This is a genomic window from Dorea sp. D27, assembly GCF_001185345.1.
Classification (GTDB): Bacteria; Bacillota; Clostridia; order Lachnospirales; family Lachnospiraceae; genus Extibacter.
In genome coordinates this window covers 1-18,971 of sequence record NZ_KQ236744.1, presented here as the reverse complement: position 1 = coordinate 18,971, position 18,971 = coordinate 1, and the positions used below count along the sequence as shown (strand labels likewise).

The 18,971-nt window shown below is 48.2% G+C and carries 19 protein-coding genes; 14 read left to right on the top strand and 5 right to left on the bottom strand.

Annotated features, from left to right (window positions below; genetic code table 11):
• Positions 1-18: 18 nt before the first annotated feature.
• From HMPREF0980_RS06575 to HMPREF0980_RS06560, 4 genes are read left to right on the top strand one after another with little or no spacing between them, the layout of a single operon-like run.
• Positions 19-969: an ABC transporter permease gene (locus HMPREF0980_RS06575; RefSeq protein ID WP_198146206.1), complete on the top strand. Its 951-nt coding sequence runs from the start codon at positions 19-21 to the stop codon at positions 967-969.
• Positions 966-1,937, top strand: coding sequence for an ABC transporter permease (locus HMPREF0980_RS06570; protein ID WP_049728374.1), 972 nt, complete (start codon positions 966-968; stop codon positions 1,935-1,937). The genes HMPREF0980_RS06575 and HMPREF0980_RS06570 overlap by 4 nt, the downstream gene beginning before the upstream one ends.
• 31 nt (positions 1,938-1,968) lie before the next feature.
• Complete coding sequence (locus tag HMPREF0980_RS06565) at positions 1,969-3,009, top strand: autoinducer 2 ABC transporter substrate-binding protein (protein WP_049728373.1); 1,041 nt, start codon at positions 1,969-1,971, stop codon at positions 3,007-3,009.
• Positions 3,010-3,043: 34 nt separating this feature from the next.
• Positions 3,044-3,949 (top strand): amidohydrolase family protein, encoded by a 906-nt coding sequence (locus HMPREF0980_RS06560; protein WP_049728372.1) that lies wholly within the window; start codon positions 3,044-3,046, stop codon positions 3,947-3,949.
• Between the two features lie 99 nt (positions 3,950-4,048).
• Here HMPREF0980_RS06560 and HMPREF0980_RS06555 read toward each other — a convergent pair whose 3' ends face one another.
• Genes HMPREF0980_RS06555 through HMPREF0980_RS06540 form a run of 4 tightly spaced genes read right to left on the bottom strand, consistent with a single transcriptional unit; the run spans position 4,049 to position 7,666 of the window.
• A complete protein-coding gene (locus HMPREF0980_RS06555) occupies positions 4,049-5,083 on the bottom strand; it encodes a transketolase family protein (RefSeq protein WP_084002681.1) in 1,035 nt (344 codons plus the stop codon).
• Entirely contained in the window at positions 5,083-5,922 is an 840-nt protein-coding gene (locus tag HMPREF0980_RS06550) for a transketolase (RefSeq protein WP_049728371.1), read from the bottom strand. The genes HMPREF0980_RS06555 and HMPREF0980_RS06550 overlap by 1 nt, the downstream gene beginning before the upstream one ends.
• Positions 5,923-5,934: 12 nt before the next feature.
• Positions 5,935-6,606 (bottom strand): deoxyribose-phosphate aldolase, encoded by a 672-nt coding sequence (deoC, locus tag HMPREF0980_RS06545; RefSeq protein WP_049728370.1) that lies wholly within the window; start codon positions 6,604-6,606, stop codon positions 5,935-5,937.
• A gap of 25 nt (positions 6,607-6,631) precedes the next feature.
• The gene (locus tag HMPREF0980_RS06540; protein WP_084002680.1) at positions 6,632-7,666 is read right to left on the bottom strand and encodes a zinc-dependent alcohol dehydrogenase; all 1,035 of its coding nucleotides are present in this window, start codon (positions 7,664-7,666) and stop codon (positions 6,632-6,634) included.
• 245 nt (positions 7,667-7,911) lie between these two features.
• Here HMPREF0980_RS06540 and HMPREF0980_RS06535 point away from each other — a divergent pair, with 245 nt between their 5' ends.
• From HMPREF0980_RS06535 to HMPREF0980_RS06500, 8 genes are all read left to right on the top strand, one after another.
• Positions 7,912-9,033 carry a sugar ABC transporter substrate-binding protein gene (locus HMPREF0980_RS06535; protein WP_049728369.1) on the top strand — a complete coding sequence of 374 codons (1,122 nt, stop codon included), beginning with the start codon at positions 7,912-7,914 and terminating at the stop codon, positions 9,031-9,033.
• A gap of 106 nt (positions 9,034-9,139) precedes the next feature.
• A complete protein-coding gene (locus tag HMPREF0980_RS06530) occupies positions 9,140-10,642 on the top strand; it encodes a sugar ABC transporter ATP-binding protein (RefSeq protein ID WP_198146204.1) in 1,503 nt (500 codons plus the stop codon).
• On the top strand, positions 10,639-11,604 hold the full coding sequence (locus tag HMPREF0980_RS06525) for an ABC transporter permease (RefSeq protein WP_049728367.1): 966 nt from the start codon (positions 10,639-10,641) through the stop codon (positions 11,602-11,604). Before HMPREF0980_RS06530 ends, HMPREF0980_RS06525 begins: the two co-directional genes overlap by 4 nt.
• 15 nt (positions 11,605-11,619) lie before the next feature.
• Entirely contained in the window at positions 11,620-12,498 is an 879-nt protein-coding gene (locus HMPREF0980_RS06520) for a D-psicose 3-epimerase (RefSeq protein ID WP_049728366.1), read from the top strand.
• Between the two features lie 75 nt (positions 12,499-12,573).
• Positions 12,574-14,055, top strand: a complete 1,482-nt coding sequence (gene xylB / locus HMPREF0980_RS06515) for a xylulokinase (RefSeq protein WP_049728365.1) — start codon at positions 12,574-12,576, stop codon at positions 14,053-14,055.
• Positions 14,056-14,071: 16 nt separating this feature from the next.
• Positions 14,072-15,151 carry a Gfo/Idh/MocA family protein gene (locus HMPREF0980_RS06510; RefSeq protein WP_084002678.1) on the top strand — a complete coding sequence of 360 codons (1,080 nt, stop codon included), beginning with the start codon at positions 14,072-14,074 and terminating at the stop codon, positions 15,149-15,151.
• On the top strand, positions 15,151-15,978 hold the full coding sequence (locus HMPREF0980_RS06505) for a sugar phosphate isomerase/epimerase family protein (RefSeq protein WP_049728364.1): 828 nt from the start codon (positions 15,151-15,153) through the stop codon (positions 15,976-15,978). The genes HMPREF0980_RS06510 and HMPREF0980_RS06505 overlap by 1 nt, the downstream gene beginning before the upstream one ends.
• Positions 15,979-15,988: 10 nt before the next feature.
• On the top strand, positions 15,989-16,807 hold the full coding sequence (locus HMPREF0980_RS06500; protein WP_049728363.1) for an alpha/beta fold hydrolase: 819 nt from the start codon (positions 15,989-15,991) through the stop codon (positions 16,805-16,807).
• Positions 16,808-16,819: 12 nt separating this feature from the next.
• Here the strand turns inward: HMPREF0980_RS06500 and HMPREF0980_RS06495 are convergent, their stop codons facing one another.
• Positions 16,820-17,593 carry a DeoR/GlpR family DNA-binding transcription regulator gene (locus HMPREF0980_RS06495; protein WP_049728362.1) on the bottom strand — a complete coding sequence of 258 codons (774 nt, stop codon included), beginning with the start codon at positions 17,591-17,593 and terminating at the stop codon, positions 16,820-16,822.
• A 339-nt stretch (positions 17,594-17,932) separates the two neighbouring features.
• Here HMPREF0980_RS06495 and HMPREF0980_RS06490 point away from each other — a divergent pair, with 339 nt between their 5' ends.
• Entirely contained in the window at positions 17,933-18,550 is a 618-nt protein-coding gene (locus tag HMPREF0980_RS06490) for a recombinase family protein (RefSeq protein ID WP_049728361.1), read from the top strand.
• 168 nt (positions 18,551-18,718) lie between these two features.
• Positions 18,719-18,971, top strand: a 253-nt coding sequence (locus tag HMPREF0980_RS18880; protein ID WP_147629794.1) for a hypothetical protein, incomplete at its 3' end; no start/stop codon positions are given.

Genomic DNA, 18,971 nt, shown 5'->3' with positions numbered 1-18,971 from the left:
TGCGGAAAGGGGTTTGAGATGAAGAAAATATTCGCAAAGCGGGAGACGACGCTCCTGATAGCAATCGTGATAGTAGCAGCTATCACTACGGTGATCAATCCTCAGTTCCTGACACCGTTCAATCTTATCAATATCATTTCCACTAACGCGGCGAATGCCATCATGGCAGTGGGGATGACGGCAGTCCTGATCGTAGGCGGCATCGATATATCCGTATCCGCACAGCTTGTCACGGTCGGCGTGCTGGCAGGAAAGCTTATGCAGATGCAGGTCTTGAACGTATTTACGATGTTTCTGGCATTTTTAGTAATCGGGGGCCTGCTTGGGGGTATCAACGGGACGCTTGTGGCCAAGACGAATCTGCCTCCCATCATCGTATCTCTGGCTATGATGAATATCTTCCGGGGATTCATACTGGACTGGACACGGGGAAGCTGGCTGATGGGTCTGCCAAAATACTTCCTGACGATTGGCACTGGAAAATGGCTTGGGCTCCCGATCAGCATCTACATACTGGCTGTGGCGGCGCTATCGATGCATCTCATATTGAGGTATACGAAGATTGGGCGTCAGATATATGCGGTAGGCGGCAATAAAACGGCTGCGGTCCGCATGGGGGTCAGCCTGAGCAAAGTATATATCTTCGTATTCGCCTCTCTGGGAGCACTCACCGGCATAGCCGCAATCGTCTATTTCTCACCGAGCGGCGCTATCCTTCCGACGGCGGCAAACGGGCTCGAAATGACTATCGTTGCCAGTGTCGTGCTTGGAGGTACCAGCATCAACGGAGGAAAAGGAAATGTCCTGAGCACGCTGCTTGGAGTCCTGCTTCTGGGACTCATACAGAATGCACTTGTACTCGCTCACGTACAGGCATACTGGCAGAACATCCTGAATGGAATATGCATCGTCATACCGGTTATCATAGATGCGGTCAATACGAAAAGAGAACAGGGGGAGTACAGATGAAGAAAATCACAAAAAATTTAGATGGAAATGACAGACTGCTTCTGATTGTATTTCTGGGACTGACCATATTTCTTACTGTGACGACACCGGAATTCCTGGCATTTGGTAACTTGATGAGGATTCTTCAGCAGATGTGCGAACTTGGCATCGTATCCCTTGGCATCATGCTTGTCATACTGACGGGTGGATTTGACATGTCCAGCTCTGCGATGATCGGGATGACGTCGGTCATGGTAGGCGTCCTGTTCAAAGGCGGCCTGAACATCTGGGCCTCGGTCCTGATAAGCCTGGCAGCAGCCCTTCTGGCCGGATTCTTCAACGGCTGGCTCGTGGGAGAGCTTAAGATAGCGCCCATGCTGGCGACGCTTGGAACGATGACGCTCTACCAGGGTATAGCACTTGCACTGTCCAAAGGAGATGCAATCTCAGGATTTCCGGAAGGATTTCTGATGCTTGGACAAGGGTATCTGGCAGGCATTCCACTCCAGCTCTTCCTATTGGCAGGACTGGTCATCCTGATGTCTGTCGTGATGAACAAGGGCCGGTTCGGGCGGAAGGTGTATCTGCTCGGATCAGGGCCGGTCGGCTCCCGGTTCGCCGGCATCAATGTTAAGAAGACGATAATCCTCTGTTACGCATCTGCTGCGCTTCTGGCCGGGCTTTCAGGCGTGGTTGTGACCTCCCGGCTTGCGACGGCGAGAGCCGACGCCGGAGCCAGCTATATGTTTGAAGGCGTAGCGGCTGTCATGCTTGGGGGAACTGACCTGGCCGGAGGGAGCGGTAAAGTCTCTGGTACGATAATCGGCGTGCTCGTTTTCGCCATATTAGGGAACGGGCTTAACCTGAATAAGATATCTTCCCTGAAACGGCAGATGCTCATAGGGATTGTCCTGCTTGCCGTCCTGCTTATCCGGCAGTTTTCCGGAAAACTGAAGGAGAGACGGATGATAAGCGGTCAAAATAAATAAAAAAACCAATTCAATGTAAGGAGGAAGAACTATGAAAAAAGTAAAACAGCTGACAGCGGTCATTCTGGCATTTGTTCTCGTATTCGGACTTGCCGGATGTACAAGAGGCGGAGCGGGCGAAAAGGACAGCAAGTCCGGATCGGCAGAGACAAAGAAGGCGGAGGACCTTAAGGTAGTCATGATGCCAAAGGTCATGGGCATGCCTATATTTGAATCCTACTATAACGCGGCCAAAGAACAGGCAGACGACCTGGGTATTACGCTGGACTACATCGGACCGTCAGAACTTGACGCATCCAAGCAGGTGAACCTGGTACAAGATCTCATCAGCGGGGGTGACACAGATGCGCTGCTTATATGTCCGGCAGACGGGGAGGCGCTCGTTCCGGTACTGAAAGAGGCTATGGATGCTGGAATCCATGTATATACATGGGATGATGACGTGGTAGACGAAACAGCCCGCGAGTATTTTATCAATATGTGCGGAGATAAGATATATGGGGAACAGATGGGCAAGACTATCGGCGAGATGCTGGAAGGTAAAGGCAAGATAGGAGTTGTAAACGGCAATATGACCGCCACATCACTGACGCTTAAGGAAGAAGCGCTTCAAGATGTCCTGAAGAATGAGTTCCCTGACATCGAGGTGACGCCTACGGTATATCACGGCGGCGACCAGCAGAAGGCATACGCACTCTGCCAGGACCTGCTGACAGCGAACCCAGACCTTGACCTCATCGCGGTTATTGCCACGCCGGGGCTTTTAGGGGCGGCACAGGCTGTGGATGCGTCCGGCAGAAGCGAAGTAATCGTGTACGGAGCAGAACAGCCGAACAATATCAAGGAATATATGATGAAAGACAACCTGAATGTAGTAGGCTGCCTGTGGGATGTTATGACGCTTGGAAAAGAAGCGGTCAATATCGTTTACAGCTGTCTGGCTGACGGAAAAGAATATAAAGAAGGTGATACTGTGGAAGGATATCCAGAATCCTCTGTAATCGGAACGAACATCACGTTCAATGCAGTGCTGGAATTTGACAAGGACACGGTTGACGACTATAATTTCTAAATGAAGGAAAGGCAGAATAAAGGAGGCGTGCAGGATGATTATTGATGCACATATGCATTTGATCAGAAAAGAAAACTTTGATAAGGAACGTTACGAGTGGCTGGATAACTGGAGAATCCCCGAGAACATGGATTTGGATGAACTGGTTCAGATGTGGAAGGGCATGGGAATCGAAAAAGTAGTCGCCATGGGACAGGCCATGTACCGGATATGGAATACGGATATGGCGGAGAACTACGTTCAGGAAGCCTATGACAGATATCCTGACTTCATCATTCCATTTGCGAGCGTGGAACCAATTGATAAAATAAACCGCTTCAACCAGGCTGCATTTGATAAATTTGAGAAAGATGTCCTGAACGACAGGATACGCGGCGTGCTGCTCACGCCGCCGTGCGGACATTACAATGCCAACGACAAGACGGTCTATCCGTTCTATCAGCTGGCACAGAAGCACGACATCGTCGTCCAGTACCATCACTCGGCAATGAGCGAATGCCCTCCTTACTTTGCCCCGATGAAATATTACAAGCCGGAGCATCTCAATGATGTGATGATGGACTTCCCAAAGATGAAGATAGTAGTAGAACATATGGGATATCCCCACACGGAGCAGCTGTTCATACTGATGGCCAACTCAGACCGGATGTACACAGATCTCTCAATGGCTTATGACCGGGAAATGACGATCGCGTGGAATCTCGTACAGGCCAGGGAGTACGGTGTACTTGATAAGATCATGTTCGCTACTGATTTTGTGGCACCGGATAATTATCCGTTCTCTGAAGACCCTTCCGTTGAAATAATAGGTCATATCGAAAAAGTACGCACCGGATTCAACGAGATAAACAGACGCTGCGGATGGCCGCTGCTGACAGAGGAAGAGATAGAGGGCATCATGTACCGCAACGCGGCACGGCTGTACGAACTGGAGATCTGACGCATCCATAAAAAGACCTCTGAGGGGAGAGAACTTGAACTACTTCCCCTCAGAGGTCTTTTCGACTGCAATGCTCTTGCCGGTATGTAGATAGCGGGCTTATGGCTCTGTGTGACAGTCGGAGCTTCCGGACGTATCGGAGCAGATGCCACGTACCTTCCGCCCGGCCTCAAATTTACTTAAAGAGCAGGCTATCACCTCTTTGACATGTTCTTTTGTCAACCCGTAGGCTTCCTTCAGATATGGGATACTTCCCACTTGACCGAACTGGTCATTTACCCCGATTTTCTTTAAGGGTATTCCTGCTCCTAACTCAGACAATACATCGGATACGGCAGAACCGAGCCCATTGATGACGCTGTGGTTTTCGAAGGTAACGACAAGTTGTTTACCACGAGATTCCCGCCGTATTAATTCTACGTCAAGGGGCTTTACAGAGAACATGTCGATGACTTCTACAGAGATGCCGTCCTGATCCAGCTCATGTGCAGCTCTCAGCGCGTCGCCGAGCACTTCGCCCATTGCGATGAGAAGTACAGAACCGCCCTCTTTTATGATGTTGCCTTTTCCGATTTCAAATGAAGAGCCTGACTCGTATATCCGGTCTGCGGACTTCCGGCTGGCACGGATATAGTGAACTCCCTTATGGGAGGCCAGCTCCCGAACGAGCCATCTAAGCTGTACGTCATCAGCCGGGTCGAATACAAGTGCTTCCGGCAGTGCACGCATGAAGGCCAGGTCCTCAAACGAGGTATGTGTACCCCCGTTGGTCGCAGCGCAGATGCCGGGGTCGGAAGCATAGATGTTCATGGTGTTTCCGGCATAAGCCCCGGATAAGAAGACCTGGTCTTCTACCCTCCGGGAGGCGAACGGCGCGAAGGTATGTACATAGGGAATATAACCGAGCATGGACAGCCCTGCCGCCACCCCGATCATATTTGCCTCCGCAATGCCTACGTCAAGGAACTGTGCCGGATGTGACTTTTTTATGGCCAGAAAGCCGGACGCACCGCCCAGGTCTGCTTCCAAGGCCAGAATCTTGTTGTTTTCGGACATCATCTCCTGCAGCGTCTCCGTAAAAATCTGCCTCAGCTCCCTGCTTTTTTCTTCCGTCTCCTTACATAATCTCCACATTACAACACCTCCAATCCATAAGCCTCAGCCAGGTCGGCCAGAGCAGCATCCACTTCCCGGAAGTCCTGCTCGTTGAATTTTACCGAATGGTTGGATTCCATCTGCTCAAAATACGTGATTCCCTGCCCTTTGATGGTATCCAGGACGATGCAGGCTGCCGAGCCTTCTACTGATTTTGCACGGTCAATGGCATGTGAGATGGCATCCTCATCGCTCCCGCTGACAGTCTCCGTGTGAAAACCAAATGCCTTCATCTTATCTTCGATGGAAAACGGGTTGAGAATATCAGTCGTGTAACCGTCAAGCTGCCGCTTATTATTGTCGATCAGGACGATGACATTGTTAAGCTTATGGTGTGCGATGAACTGGAAGGCTTCCCAGCACTGTCCTTCATTCAGCTCTCCGTCTCCGGCGATGAGGTATACAAAGCGGCCGGATCCGCTGAGCTTGAGTCCGTAGCCAAGTCCGGCCGCGACAGATGTTCCCTGGCCGAGCGAGCCGGTCGTCGCGTCCACGCCCGGGGTCTTGGACCTGTCCGGATGGGAGGGAAAGCAGGTGCCTCCGTCGTTCAGCGAGTATAGTTCCTGTTCCCGGAAGAAACCAGCCGTGCAGAGGGCGGCATAGAGACCGGGTCCCGCATGGCCTTTTGACAGGACGAGAAGATCGCGTTCTTCCCATTCCGGATTCTTAGGGTCATACTTCATCTGCCTGCCATATAATACAGAGAGCACTTCTATGATGGACATGGAACCGCCGAGATGGCCGCCGTTTTTGGCTCTCAGCAGCTTTAGCAGGACGGTGCGGATTCTGGCAGAGTATTGTTTCAGATCTTGTTCCATGATGTCGCCTCCTTAAGTAAGTGAGCTGATAATTTCTATTCCCGCGCTGGCCCCGAGGCGGGTAGCCCCTGCCGCCAGCATATTCTGTGCATCCTCAAGGGTGCGGATACCTCCGGATGCCTTTACGCCTATGTCCGGCCCCACGGTCTTACGCATCAGCGCCACATCTGAGACATGAGCCCCGCTTTTTGAGAAGCCGGTTGAAGTCTTGACGTAATCGGCCCCGGCCCTTTTTGCAATCTCACATATCCGAACCTTTTCGTCCTCTGTCAGAAGGCAGGTCTCGATGATCACTTTGACAAGCGCATCCTGTTTCACTTCTGTCACAGCGCGGATGTCTCTTTCCGCCAGATTCCAGTCTCCGGATTTGACCGCACCGATATTGATGACCATATCGACTTCATCCGCGCCCTGGCTGATGACATACGTAGCTTCCATCGCTTTCATTTCAGGTGTCTCGCTTCCTAGTGGAAAGCTGATGACAGAGCACGTTTTTACCCCTGTCCCTTTCAACTGTTCTGACACAAGCGGAATCCATGACGGATTGACACATACAGATGCAAAGTGATACTTCACTGCCTCCTGACAGATTTGCAGGATATCCTCCCTTGCTGCATCGGGCTTTAAAAGTGTATGATCGATATAAGAAGCCATTTCCTGTTGTGTGTAAGTCTTTTTGTCCATATTTCATCCTCCTTTTTCTTCATATTCATAGCTCAATAATAACTTTCTGAGCCGTTGCCCGGTTATGCTCTACATATTGGAAAGCCTCTGCATATTGTTCAAACGGGTACGTCTTTGTAATCAGCGTCTTTAAATCTGCTTTCTGTTCCCCTGCGAGGCGGATGGCATCCACATAATCTTCATGGGTATACATGAGAGTACCGAGCAGCGCATACTCCCGGTCTTGAACGGCCGCCATGTCAACGTTCGGCATGTCTTCAAAGACACCTACGATGACGATGCTGATGCCCTTTGGCGCAATATCTATCGCATCGTTTAACACAGATTCCACGGCAGAGCATTCCAGAATCAGGTCGAGCTGCTCCCCGTCCAGAATCTTGTCTACTGCTTCACGAAGACTGCTGTCTTTTACATTTACCGTGTTGGATATACCACATTTTCTCGCAAGGTCCAGCTTATAATCCGAGATATCGGTAATGATTACATTCCTGGCTCCAAGGCCAAGGGCTGCCTGTGCCACGACATTACCGATCGTTCCGGCGCCGCAGACGAGAATGTTCTTTCCTGACGGATCGCCGGCCCGTTTTACCGCGTGGACGCCGACAGCGAGAGGCTCGAGCACTGTGCCTTCCGCATAGGAGAGCGTGTCTGGTATCTTATATAGAATAGAATGCTCCACCGCAAAATATTCAGAAGATCCTCCGGTACTCAGACATCCGAGCACGTTGAGACGCTCACAGATATTGTAGCGCCCCTCCCTGCATGGCCGGCAATTGCCGCATGTACGCTGAGGGCGGATGACGACACGGTCTCCCTCTTTAAGGCCGTCATGTGCGCCCGGACCGAAGGATACGATTTCGCCGCTCGCTTCGTGTCCAAGTACGATAGGAGCATGTACGAATGGATGCTTTCCAAAATAAGTATGGATATCTGATCCGCAGATTCCGACTGCCTTCATCTTCAGCAGTGCCTGCCCTACGCCTGGTACAGGCACTTCTACATCTTGAAAAACAAATGATTTCGTTTCATTTAAGACAACTTGCTTCATGATAGGACTCATAAATATAAACCTCCTTTAAATGTATGAGAAATTTTGAGCTTATTTTACCATGTTATGATTGTTAAGTCAATAAAATGAATAAATAACAATCAAAAAAGAGAAAAATAATTGACAAATGCACAAAAGTATGGTAATTTAAACTAAAATAAATGATTGAAAACGATTGGAAATGATTTCCATATAATTTCCGTATAAAAGTGTTCAATCAAAAACAAATCATCTTATCTAAAGAAGGAGGAACAGATATGAAGAAGAGGTTATTAAGTGTGCTTCTCTGCGTAGCAATGACAGCGGCTATGGTAATCGGATGTGGTGCTAAGGAAGAGAAAAAAGACGATTCCACGAAGACGGAGAGCGGCAGCGAGGACAAGGACGGAAAGATATACCTTCTGCACAAAGGACTTGACTACTATGCATGGGCGGCTATGCAGGAAGCGTTTGACAAGTATGCAGGAGACCTTGGCTGTGACTATGAGATCTTGAATGCGGAGAACGATGTCTCCAAACAAGTGGAACAGTTCAAAACCGTTCTTACCCAGAACCCGAAGGCAATCATCGTCACGGCTATTGACTCAGAGAGTCTGATTGACTGCGTAAAAGAGGCGAATGACGCTGACATTCCAGTTGGCGTATATGATACGCCCATAACCGGCGGCGACATCGATATTACCGTAGATTGTGACAACCTTATGGCAGGACAGCAGGCAGCAGAAATCATCGTTGAGAAGCTGAAAGAGAAGAATGGTGAAGAAAAAGGAAAAGTCCTGAATGTATTTGGTGATCTGGCAAGCCAGGTTATGCAGGAAAGAAAGCAGGGATTTGACAATGTGATGGAAAAATATCCGAATATCGAAGTCATCGAGGCAAGTGGCAAAGGCGACCGTCTCTTATCTCAGGACGCAGCCTCCAACGCGCTGGCGGCAAACGAGGATATCGAAGCAGTGCATGCCCCGTGTGACAATGCGTTCTACGGTGTATATGAGGCAGTTGAAGCAGCCGGCAAGCTCAAGAAAGTCAGCGAAGAAGGGCACATCATCATGGTTTCGCTTGACGGCGAACCGGCGGCGCTGGACCGTATCTCAGAAGGATATATGGATGGTACGGTGAACCTCGACTGGCATGCGGTTGCTGCAATCTGCCTGGAGATGATGGATAAGTATATCTTTGAAGGCAAAGACCTGCCGGATACATATGAAGCAAAGGACTCATATTTCAAGTTCTCCTGGGACAGCACGGAGATTAAAGATGCGACAGAGTGGAAAGGCCCATGGATCAGCCTTCCAACACATAAGATAAACAAAGACAACGCGCAGGATCCGAACAATTCCGGTCGTTATTCAGCGGATGTTCTCGGTATAGAGTATTAATCCCGATGGGTCATGCTGGAAGCCAAATAGGTAATTAACACGGTTTGGATGAGCATGTGGCAGATTGTCATATGCTCATTCCATTCATAAGGAGATGAAGACATTGTTGCTGGAAGCGAAAAATATATGTAAAAGTTTTCATACCAAGCAAGTCCTGAACGGAATTGATTTTCAGGTAGAAGAAGGTGAAATCCACGGACTTGTCGGAAAAAACGGAGCCGGAAAAAGTACATTTGTAAATATCATCACCGGACTGATTGCAGACTATCAGGGAGAAGTCATCTTTGAAGGAAGGAATATCGACAGGGAGTCCGTACTGCACAGGCAGAAGTCAGGTCTCTTCCTCGTACCGCAGCATTCATCAATTGTGACTGAATTTTCGGTAGCTGAAAATATTTTCATCGGCGTGTGGCCCAGGAAGAAAAATGGCACGGTAGACCGGAAGAAGATGAACGACATGGCGGAAGAAGTGCTGGAAGTGTACGGCCTGCACGTCTCTCCGCAGACGAAGGCAGGAAGGCTGAGCCTTGTTGAACAGCGGAAGTTAAATATCATAAGGGCTCTGTTCAGCCAGGCAAAGCTGATCATACTGGATGAACCGACTACATCGCTTACAAAGGAGGAACGCAATAACCTGTTCCAGTTCATTGAAGAGATGAGCGCAAAAGGGGTCAGTTTTATATTCATATCCCATTATCTGGATGAAGTCTTGAAAATCTGCAGCAATATTACCGTATTTAAAGATGGATATGCAGGTTCCATCAGCTTAAAAGAGGGAAAGACAGAACTGGAACTGTCAAAAATGATTATCGGGGAAAGCGTAGACCTGTTCTGCAGGAAGAAGAACCTGGAGCAGCCTCAAGGGACCTGTACGATCGAGTGCCGGGATCTTGTGGCTGACTGTGTGGATCATGTCTCTATGAAGATGTATCCGGGCAAGGTTGTCGGTTTTGTAGGGTTCCCCGAATCAGGGGCGCGGGAAATGCTGAGGGTACTCGGCGGACTGGAGCGTCTGCAATCCGGGAAACTAACGGACGGCAGCGGAAGGGATATATCGGTGAAGGATACGAAAAGTGCTATCCGGCACGGAATTATGTATGTGCCCTTCGACAGGCACGCGGAAGGGCTCGTACAGGATATGTCTATCCTGCACAATATCAGCATCTGCGTGATGAAGGACAAGCTGAGCCGGATGGGATATATCCAGAACAAGCTGGAACTGGAGAATACGATGAAATACTATAACAGGCTGGAAATCAAGGCGCAGAATGCAAAGGAACCTACACGGACGCTGAGCGGAGGAAACCAGCAGAAAGTAGTCCTTGCAAAAGCGCTCTGTACTGAACCGGAGCTCCTGCTCCTCGATGAGCCGACCATCGGCATCGATATCGGGAGCAGGGAAGAGATTCTGAGCCTGGTAGATGAGCTGGCGGCAGAAGGGATATCCATCGTTTACCATACAAGTGATTATTCAGAAATGCTGCGGATTTGCGATGAGATTTGTTTTTTCCATGAGGGCAGGTTTGCCAGACAGATTGCAAATGAGAATCTCACCGTAGAGGAGATTACAGATATCCGGGATTCGCTGAAAGGAGCAACAGACAGATGAAACGTAAAAACTACAAAGGAAATATGATAGAGCTGCTGAGCAATAATATCGTATGGTTCCTGCTTGTCATATCACTGATCGTGATGGGAATCTACCAGCCGGCGTTCTTTACGATGACCATAATCAAAAATATTATGATACAGGCCTCCGCCCTTGGCATAATGACCGTCGGTCTTGCCCATGTACTGCTGCTTGGCGAAATAGACCTTTCCATCGTGGGAAGCATGGCATTTTCAGCAGGGCTTGGCACATATCTGATGAAGAACAATATCCTGCCGTGGTGGCTTGCCATCCTTTTTATATTAATCTTTGGCTGCCTCATCGGACTCGTCAACGGCCTTATTATTACAAAACTGAAGGCCGCCTCTCTCATTGAGACGATTGCGATGAACCTGATTCTCATGGGAGGGCTGCTCGCACTTACAGCGGGCCGTACATTTACCAATTTTCCACAGGAATATAATTATGTTGGGAAAGGAAGCATAGCAGGCATACCGCTCATGTCTATTCTGCTTGTCCTCGTATTCCTGTGCATCGGTTTCCTGTGGAACAAGACGACGTTTGGAAGGAGCCTCTTTGCCGTGGGGGGCAATATCAGCTGTGCGAAGGCAAGCGGCATCAATGTCGACTGGGTCAAGATTATGGCCTTTGTCATCTCCTCCGGATTGTGTGCGCTCGCCGGATGGATGTATTCCGCTTACATGGGTGCTGTCCCGGCTTCTTTTGGAGACAACATGCAGATGTATGCCCTGGCTTCAGCAGTTATCGGCGGTGTCAGCCTGACGGGCGGCGTCGGGAAAGTGAACGGGGTTCTTGGCGGCGTGCTGCTTATTACCCTGTTCCAGGTAGGGCTGAACATACTTGGCATCAATCCATATCTGATCAATACGGCCGGAGGTTCGATGATTATGATTGCAGTCATCATCGATGCGTTGAAGAATAAATACAAGGCAAACCACTAAGGAGGTAATTGTGCTATGAAGCATAAATATGGAGTCCACTACGCCGCATGGGGAAATGAGTGGGACGTGGATATAAAGGAGAGAATCCGTCTGGCCGCAGAGGCTGGTTTTGACGATCTGGAGGTCACTCCTCCTGACTATGTTCCGGCTATGGATATCGAGAAGATGAAAGACTTGAAAAAATGTGCCGGGGATTATGGTGTCGAGATGAGCTGGTGCATCGGCTTTCCAAAGGAATACGACATGGCCAGCGAAGATCCTTCGGTGAGAAGAAAAGGCATTGAATATACGAAGCACATGCTGGAAGCCATCCATATGCTGGACGGAAAGATCTTAAGCGGGATTCTTTACTCAAGCTGGCCGTATGATTTCGGCAATCTTCCTGATAAGGAACGTACATGGGAACTGGCGCTTGCATCTGTAAGGGAATGTGTAAAGACGGCAGAAGACTATGGCATCGTGTACGCCATAGAAATGGTCAACCGCTTTGAGCAGTTTGTATTAAACAGTGTGGAGGAAGGACTCAGGTTCATAGGACAGGTGGATTCACCGAACTGCCTTCTGCTCTTGGACATGTTCCACATGGGTATCGAGGAGACGAGTACGCCTGATGCAATCCGTAAAGCAGGAAAAAGTCTGGCACATCTGCATGTCTGTCAGAACAACAGAGAGATTCCCGCGCCCTGTGACAACGTTCCGTGGCAAGCAGTCGGTCAGGCAGTGGAGGATATCGGTTACGGAGGCCGGATCGTTATGGAACCGTTTGTCATAAAGGGCGGACCGGTGGGCCGGGATGTAAATATTTGGAGGAATCTCATGGCTGACGTGTCACAGGAGCACATCAGTCAAGAATTGAAAAAGGGTCTTCAATATATCCAGTCTATCTTTGGATAGGGACACGAAGAAAAGGAGAGGGCGCTGTCATAATCACAAGACAGCGTTTTCTGTCTGAGACAAGGAGGAAATATCATGGCTTGTATATTAGGAATAGACCTTGGTACATCGAGTGTCAAATCTATGCTGCTCGATGAAGAGGGCGGGGTGGTTCAAACGGCGGCATGTGCTTATGCCGTGGATATCCCCAAGCCGGGGTATGCACAGCAGTCACCGGAAGTTTGGTGGGATGCCGTAAAGCAGACGATACAGGAATTAAAGGCGGATTGTCCGTCCATGTTACAGAGCATCCGGGCTGTAGGGTTTTCCGGGCAGATGCACGGCCTCGTTCTGACCGGAAAAGGCGGAGAAGTGCTGAGACCTGCCATCATCTGGCTGGATCAGAGGTCGGAGCATATGGCAGAACAGATGCAGGAAGAAATCGGTATGGGTCGAATGGGAAAGATCTTCCATAACCGGGCGTTCTCCGGCTTTGCGTTCCCTTCTCTCCTTTGGGTGAAGGAAAAGGAGCCCGGCGTATTTGATACTATTAATAAGATACTTCTGCCCAAAGACTATATCCGTTTCCGCATGACAGGGGAGCTTGGGACGGACGCGTCGGATGCGTCATCCTCTTGTATTCTGGATACGGGAAAAAGGGACTGGGCTTATGATATAATCGAACGTTATGACATACCGAAAGATATATTTCCAGACGTGCATGAAGCAGAAGACACTGCCGGATACATTACCGCGCAATGCGCCTGTGAGACAGGTCTGCCGGCCGGCATACCGGTCGTGTACGGAAGTGGGGACCAGCCGGCGCAGAGCATTGGAAACGGTGCGGTGCAGGAGGGGCTTATCATCAGCAATATAGGTACAGGAGGGCAGATTTCCGCCTATTCGGCTGCAGACATCTACGATCCAGAACTGCGCATCCATACGTTCTGCCATGCGCTTAACCGGGCGTATACTATATTCGGGGCTACGCTTTGCAGCGGAATGTCGCTGAACTGGCTGAAGGACAAGATTCTAGAAGCGGGAAGTTTCCAGGAACTGAGCAATGCGGCGGCGGAGACAGAGCCTGGTGCCGGAGGGCTGCTCTATCTACCCTATCTGACAGGAGAGAGAACGCCGTATATGGACACGGGCGCCAGCGGCATGTTTTTCGGTATGCGGCTTATGCATGACCGGAGACATTTCGTACGGAGCGTGATGGAAGGGGTCGTATTTTCGCTCAAGGATTCTCTTCAGATATTTGAACAGATGGGCCTTCGGGCAGACCGTATCATAGCGTCCGGCGGTGGTGCGTCGAGCCCGCTCTGGCTGCAGATGCAGGCGGATATTCTGGAAAAGGAAATCTGTGTGAGTGGAGTGGAGGAACAGGCATGTCTTGGTGCGTGCATCCTGGCGGGTGCCGGAACGGGGATACTGGAGAGCGTGGAAGAAGGAGTAAAGAGATTTGTCAGCTTTCGCGGAGACACCTATGAGCCGAGAAGGTATCTGAAAGAGTTGTACCGTGAACAGTACAGGAAATATCAACAGCTGTACCAGACTACAAAAGAGCTGATGAGATAAAAAGGGGGCAGGAAAATTGCATAGGAAAGAAAAAAGGTGTCTCCGGCTAGGTATACTCGGCTGCGGCATGATCTGCCAGGCGGCTCATTTTGAAGCTGCCTTAAAAGCAAGAAATGTTGAGCTGTACGCTATATGTGACGTGGCAGAGGACCTGCTGGACAGAATGGCCGGCATGTACGGCAGCAGAAAAAGATATTCATCCTATGAGAAGATGCTGGAGGATAAAGAGATAGAGGCAGTGCTGATTGGCATCGGCGACCAGTTTCATGCATCATGTGCAGTGCAGGCTCTTCTGGCAGGAAAGCACGTATTTGTGGAGAAGCCGATGGGCGTTACGGTAGAAGAGTGCCTGGAGATGGAAAGACTTGTCAAAGAGACGGGTCTGATTCTGCAAGTAGGGTTTATGAAGCGGTTTGACGAAGGCATCCAGTTTTCCAGGAGATTTATACGGGAAGAAATCGGTGATGTACTTACGATGAAGGCATGGTATTGTGATGGGACGTCCCGTTACACACTGACTGACAACGTACAGCCATATATCTTTACTAGTCCACATTCCAGAAAGCCAGCAGACAATCCGAAAGAGAACCGGGAAAACTATTATCTGCTCGGACACTCCAGCCATCTGTTTGATACCGTAAGATATCTTCTGGGAGACATTATCAGCATTGAGGCAAAACTAGTGCAGAAGGAAGAGATGTATTCCTGGATTATACTGGCGGAACTTGCGGCTGGAACAGCAGGTATGCTGAATCTGACCATCGCAGTACGCCGTGATTGGTATGAGGGTTTCGAAGTATTCGGTACGAGAGGCAGCGTAATTGCAAAGACCTTTAATCCATGGCTGTTCCAGTCAACGGAGGCGGAGGCCTACTCTCTTGAGCGGGATGAGTATTTTCGGCCGATGGCTGCGGATGGGCACTTTTACAGGAGACAGCTGGAAGGCTTTGCTGACGTAATCTTAAAAGGCGTTTGTCAAAATGGGGCAGATGCCGCAGACGGGACCGCTGCCATGCGTGCTATGAAGGCTGTCTATGACTCGGTCCATCAAGACGGCAGGAAAATCTATCTGAAAGATGTCAGAGGAGGGCTGTAATGAAGACTGGAATATTTGCAAAGATATGGGCCGGGAGGGACAGTCTGGAGACCGTGTTCCGGACAGCCCGTACATATGGGATTGAGAGCTTCCAGTTTAATATGTGCCTGGCAGGAGGAAAAACTCTGCCGGACAGATATGACGTTCGAACTGTAGGTGAGATATCGTATCTGGCGGATAGATACGGTATAGGACTGGCGGCTATGTCGGGGACGTTCAACCTGATGGAAAAGCACAAGATTGAGGAATATCTGGAAAAGTCAGAGATTCTGCTGGAAATATGTACAGAGCTCTCTATACCGGTCCTGTCCATCTGTACAGGAACTAACAGCAGAGAGGGTATGTGGACATGGCATCCGGACAATGATTCGCAAGAAAGCTGGAATGAGATGAAAGAACATCTGGGCCGTCTGCTTTCCATCGCGGAAAAGTATCCTGTCAGCCTGGGCGTGGAGCCGGAAGTATCCAACATCGTATCATCCGCGGCAAAAGCCAGACGCCTGCTGGATGAGTACCGCCATCCGTCCATACGTATTATCATGGATGCGGCTAATCTGTTTCGGCCCGGGGAGAAAGCGCTGATGAACGATAAAATCCGCGAAGCAGTCGCGCTCCTGAAAGATGAGATTGTCCTTGTGCACGCGAAAGACTGTAAGACTAACGGACAGATTATATATAAAGCAGCGGGAAAAGGGGACATTGATTTCAAGTATTATATCTCCTGTCTGCGGGAAGCCGGCTATACCGGCAGTGTGGTACTGCATGGTCTTGCGGAAAGCGAGGCGAAAGACAGTATCCTATTTTTAAAGAAACAGATTCTACAATAAAGGAGCGGACATGGGATATTTTGAACATCAAGGAATGAGATTCTATTATAGGACGACAGGGAAGGGGATTCCTTTTATTATGCTGCACGGTATGGGAGGCGATACGAGGCAGGTCCGAAGATTGTTTCAACCGCCGGAAGGAGTTCAGATGATATACATGGATCAGCGGGGGAATGGATACACGGAGATCGGCCCGTTGAAAAAGCTGCGGTTTGACGTGATGGCAGAGGATGTTGAAGCGCTTGCGGATTATCTGAAGCTAGGACGTTTTATTCTGGGAGGCGTTTCCATGGGGGCGGCAGTTGCCGTCCGGTATGCAGTTGAACATCATGACCGGGTGATCGGATTGGTGCTGATCCGTCCTGCCTGGACACATTTCCCGATGGAAGTAGAAGTGCGTGAGCTATACCATCGTATTGCGGAACTGGTTGAGACTTCCGATAGTCTGGAAGAGGCAGCAGGCATATATGTGGAATGGGAGAAATACCGTTCACTAAAAAAGAAGGCGCCCGAGGCCGCCAAATCATTGCTGAAACATTTCTCAGAATATAAGATAGAAGACAACAGCGAAAAGTTCCGTGTGCTGCCGGAGCAGTCGCCATTTCATAATCCGGGCCAGCTCAAGCAGATAGGCTGTAAGACTTTGGTTCTCGCGACCGCAAAAGACCCGATTCATAGATTACAGTATGGACAGTATTATAGAGATTACATACCAGACGCAGAATTTGTCGAAATCATCCCAAAGAGCGAGGGCATAAGAAAACATTACGAGAGCGTACAGGTGGAGACAGAGAGATTCCTATCAAAGACAGGAGCGCCTGGCATCTGATTTTAAGTCTGATTATACTGTAAACACCCCTATTTCATGTTCCTTATAATAGGAGATATATTTTTGGTCTGTAGTGGCGTTTGTTATAATATTCGGTATTTCATCCAGGTTGCACAGGTGGGTAAAAGTACGTTTGTCAAACTTACCTTCATCGGCGAGAAGATAAATGAGCTTTGAATTGGAAATCAGATGGTTATAAAGTGGAAGCTGTGCTCTGCTGATGATCGAATATCCATTGTTAAGTTCAATACCGTCCACTGTAAAAAACACCTTGTCAAAGTATAGCTTGTCCAGTGCCTGGACCGTATACTCGTCCAGCGTCTCGATATGGTTCGTTCCAATGTGCACATTTCCCCCCAGAAGCAGTATAGAGATGTTCGGATTGGAAACGAGCTGCATAACGGCAGTTAAATTTGTTGTCACGACAGTGATATTCTCTTTCTCATTGATATATTTACTCAGCAGATTGCATGTCATGCCGGCCCCGATAAATATAATGTCTCCTGCGGAGATAAACTCGGCCGCCTTTTTGGCAATCTGCTCTTTTGATTTCAAAAATGGGTCATAATCCAATGACGGACTCGGATATCCGTGATAAGACCGGGGAGAGATGCTCTGTGCACCACCGTGTGTTTTTTTTAATAACCCACGCTGATCCATCTGATTCAAGTCCCTTCGTATGGTGGCGATAGATGCACCCGTCAATTCACATAGAAATTTTGTCGTAGCTATTTCATTGGTATTCAGATACTCTAATATCATTTTTTCCCGTTCTGATGCTAACATAAAAGTTCTCCAGACTAAAAGTATTTTTTTAATTATAATATGAAAAATGAAATAGGGTCAATAGAAAATTTCAAAAAAGAGCATAAAAGAACAAAAAGAAGCAAAAAGTACATAAAAAGTATAAATGTATTGTAATTTTTTCCTTTTATTGTATTATAGTAATAGTAGTATATTACATAAAGTTATCGCAGAACAGTTAAAGAGGTGGGTCAGCCAGACGATTTATGAAAATGAAATAAAAGGGTAATGATAAGATTATAAAGAGAGGATGCCCATCCTCTCTTTTTAATACAGCCGATGTATCAATTTATGCAATTTCAAAATCAGTGGGGTGAAGGAATGAACAAGACATATGGATATGTACGAGTATCAACGAGAGAACAGAACGAAGACAGACAGATTATTGCACTGCATAATTTTCCCGTGTTGCCTGAAAACATATATATGGACAAGTTAAGTGGTAAAGATTTCAATCGTCCGGAATATCAGAAGCTGCTTAAAAGACTGAAAAAAAAGGATATCCTTGTTATCAAATCGATAGACCGCCTTGGCAGGAATTATAAAGAAATACTCGACCAGTGGAGGTATCTTACTAAGACAAAGGAGATATATATCGTTGTGCTGGACATGCCGCTTCTCGACACGAGAAAAAGCAATGATCTGATTGGTACGCTTATTGCAGATATCGTACTACAGCTTCTATCTTATGTTGCAGAGACGGAACGGGAAAACATAAAACAAAGGCAGGCAGAAGGTATCGCTGCTGCGAAAGCAAGAGGCGTAAAGTTTGGCAGGCCTAACAAAAAGGTTCCACATAATTTCTATAAAGTATACAGCCGATGGCGGTATGGCAAGATAAGCGGCAGAGAGGCGGCCAGGCAGCTTGGCGTTTCTTATACCACCTTCATGAAATGGGGTGGTTACGTGGAAAGAACTTCTGACAGAATAAAAAAGTAGACTTTATTGTACGCTTCATATATAATAAAATTATCGGTAAAAAAAGAGAATTTTGTTGAGAAACAGAAGAATTGCGAATACATATACAATAAAATGAATGAAAGCTTTTTGTTCAATAAAGTCTACTTTTATAAACAGTATTCTTTCACATATAAAGGAGGGACAGGTGTGGAAAAGAGAAGTTTTCTTGAATATCTGGCACAAGAAGCCGGATGTGACTGTCTGTCGGATTTGCGGCTCAGACAGGAGCAATGGGCACCCCGAATCATTGAAATACTGGAAAACATCAATATAGATGAATATGTATTCAGTGATTGGAAAGAAGTCACTTCTTATCTTACTGACACAGAATTAAGCGTATTAGATGGAATAAAGACAAAGAAAGAAGCAAAAGAATATATTATTAACTGGATGAATTCAA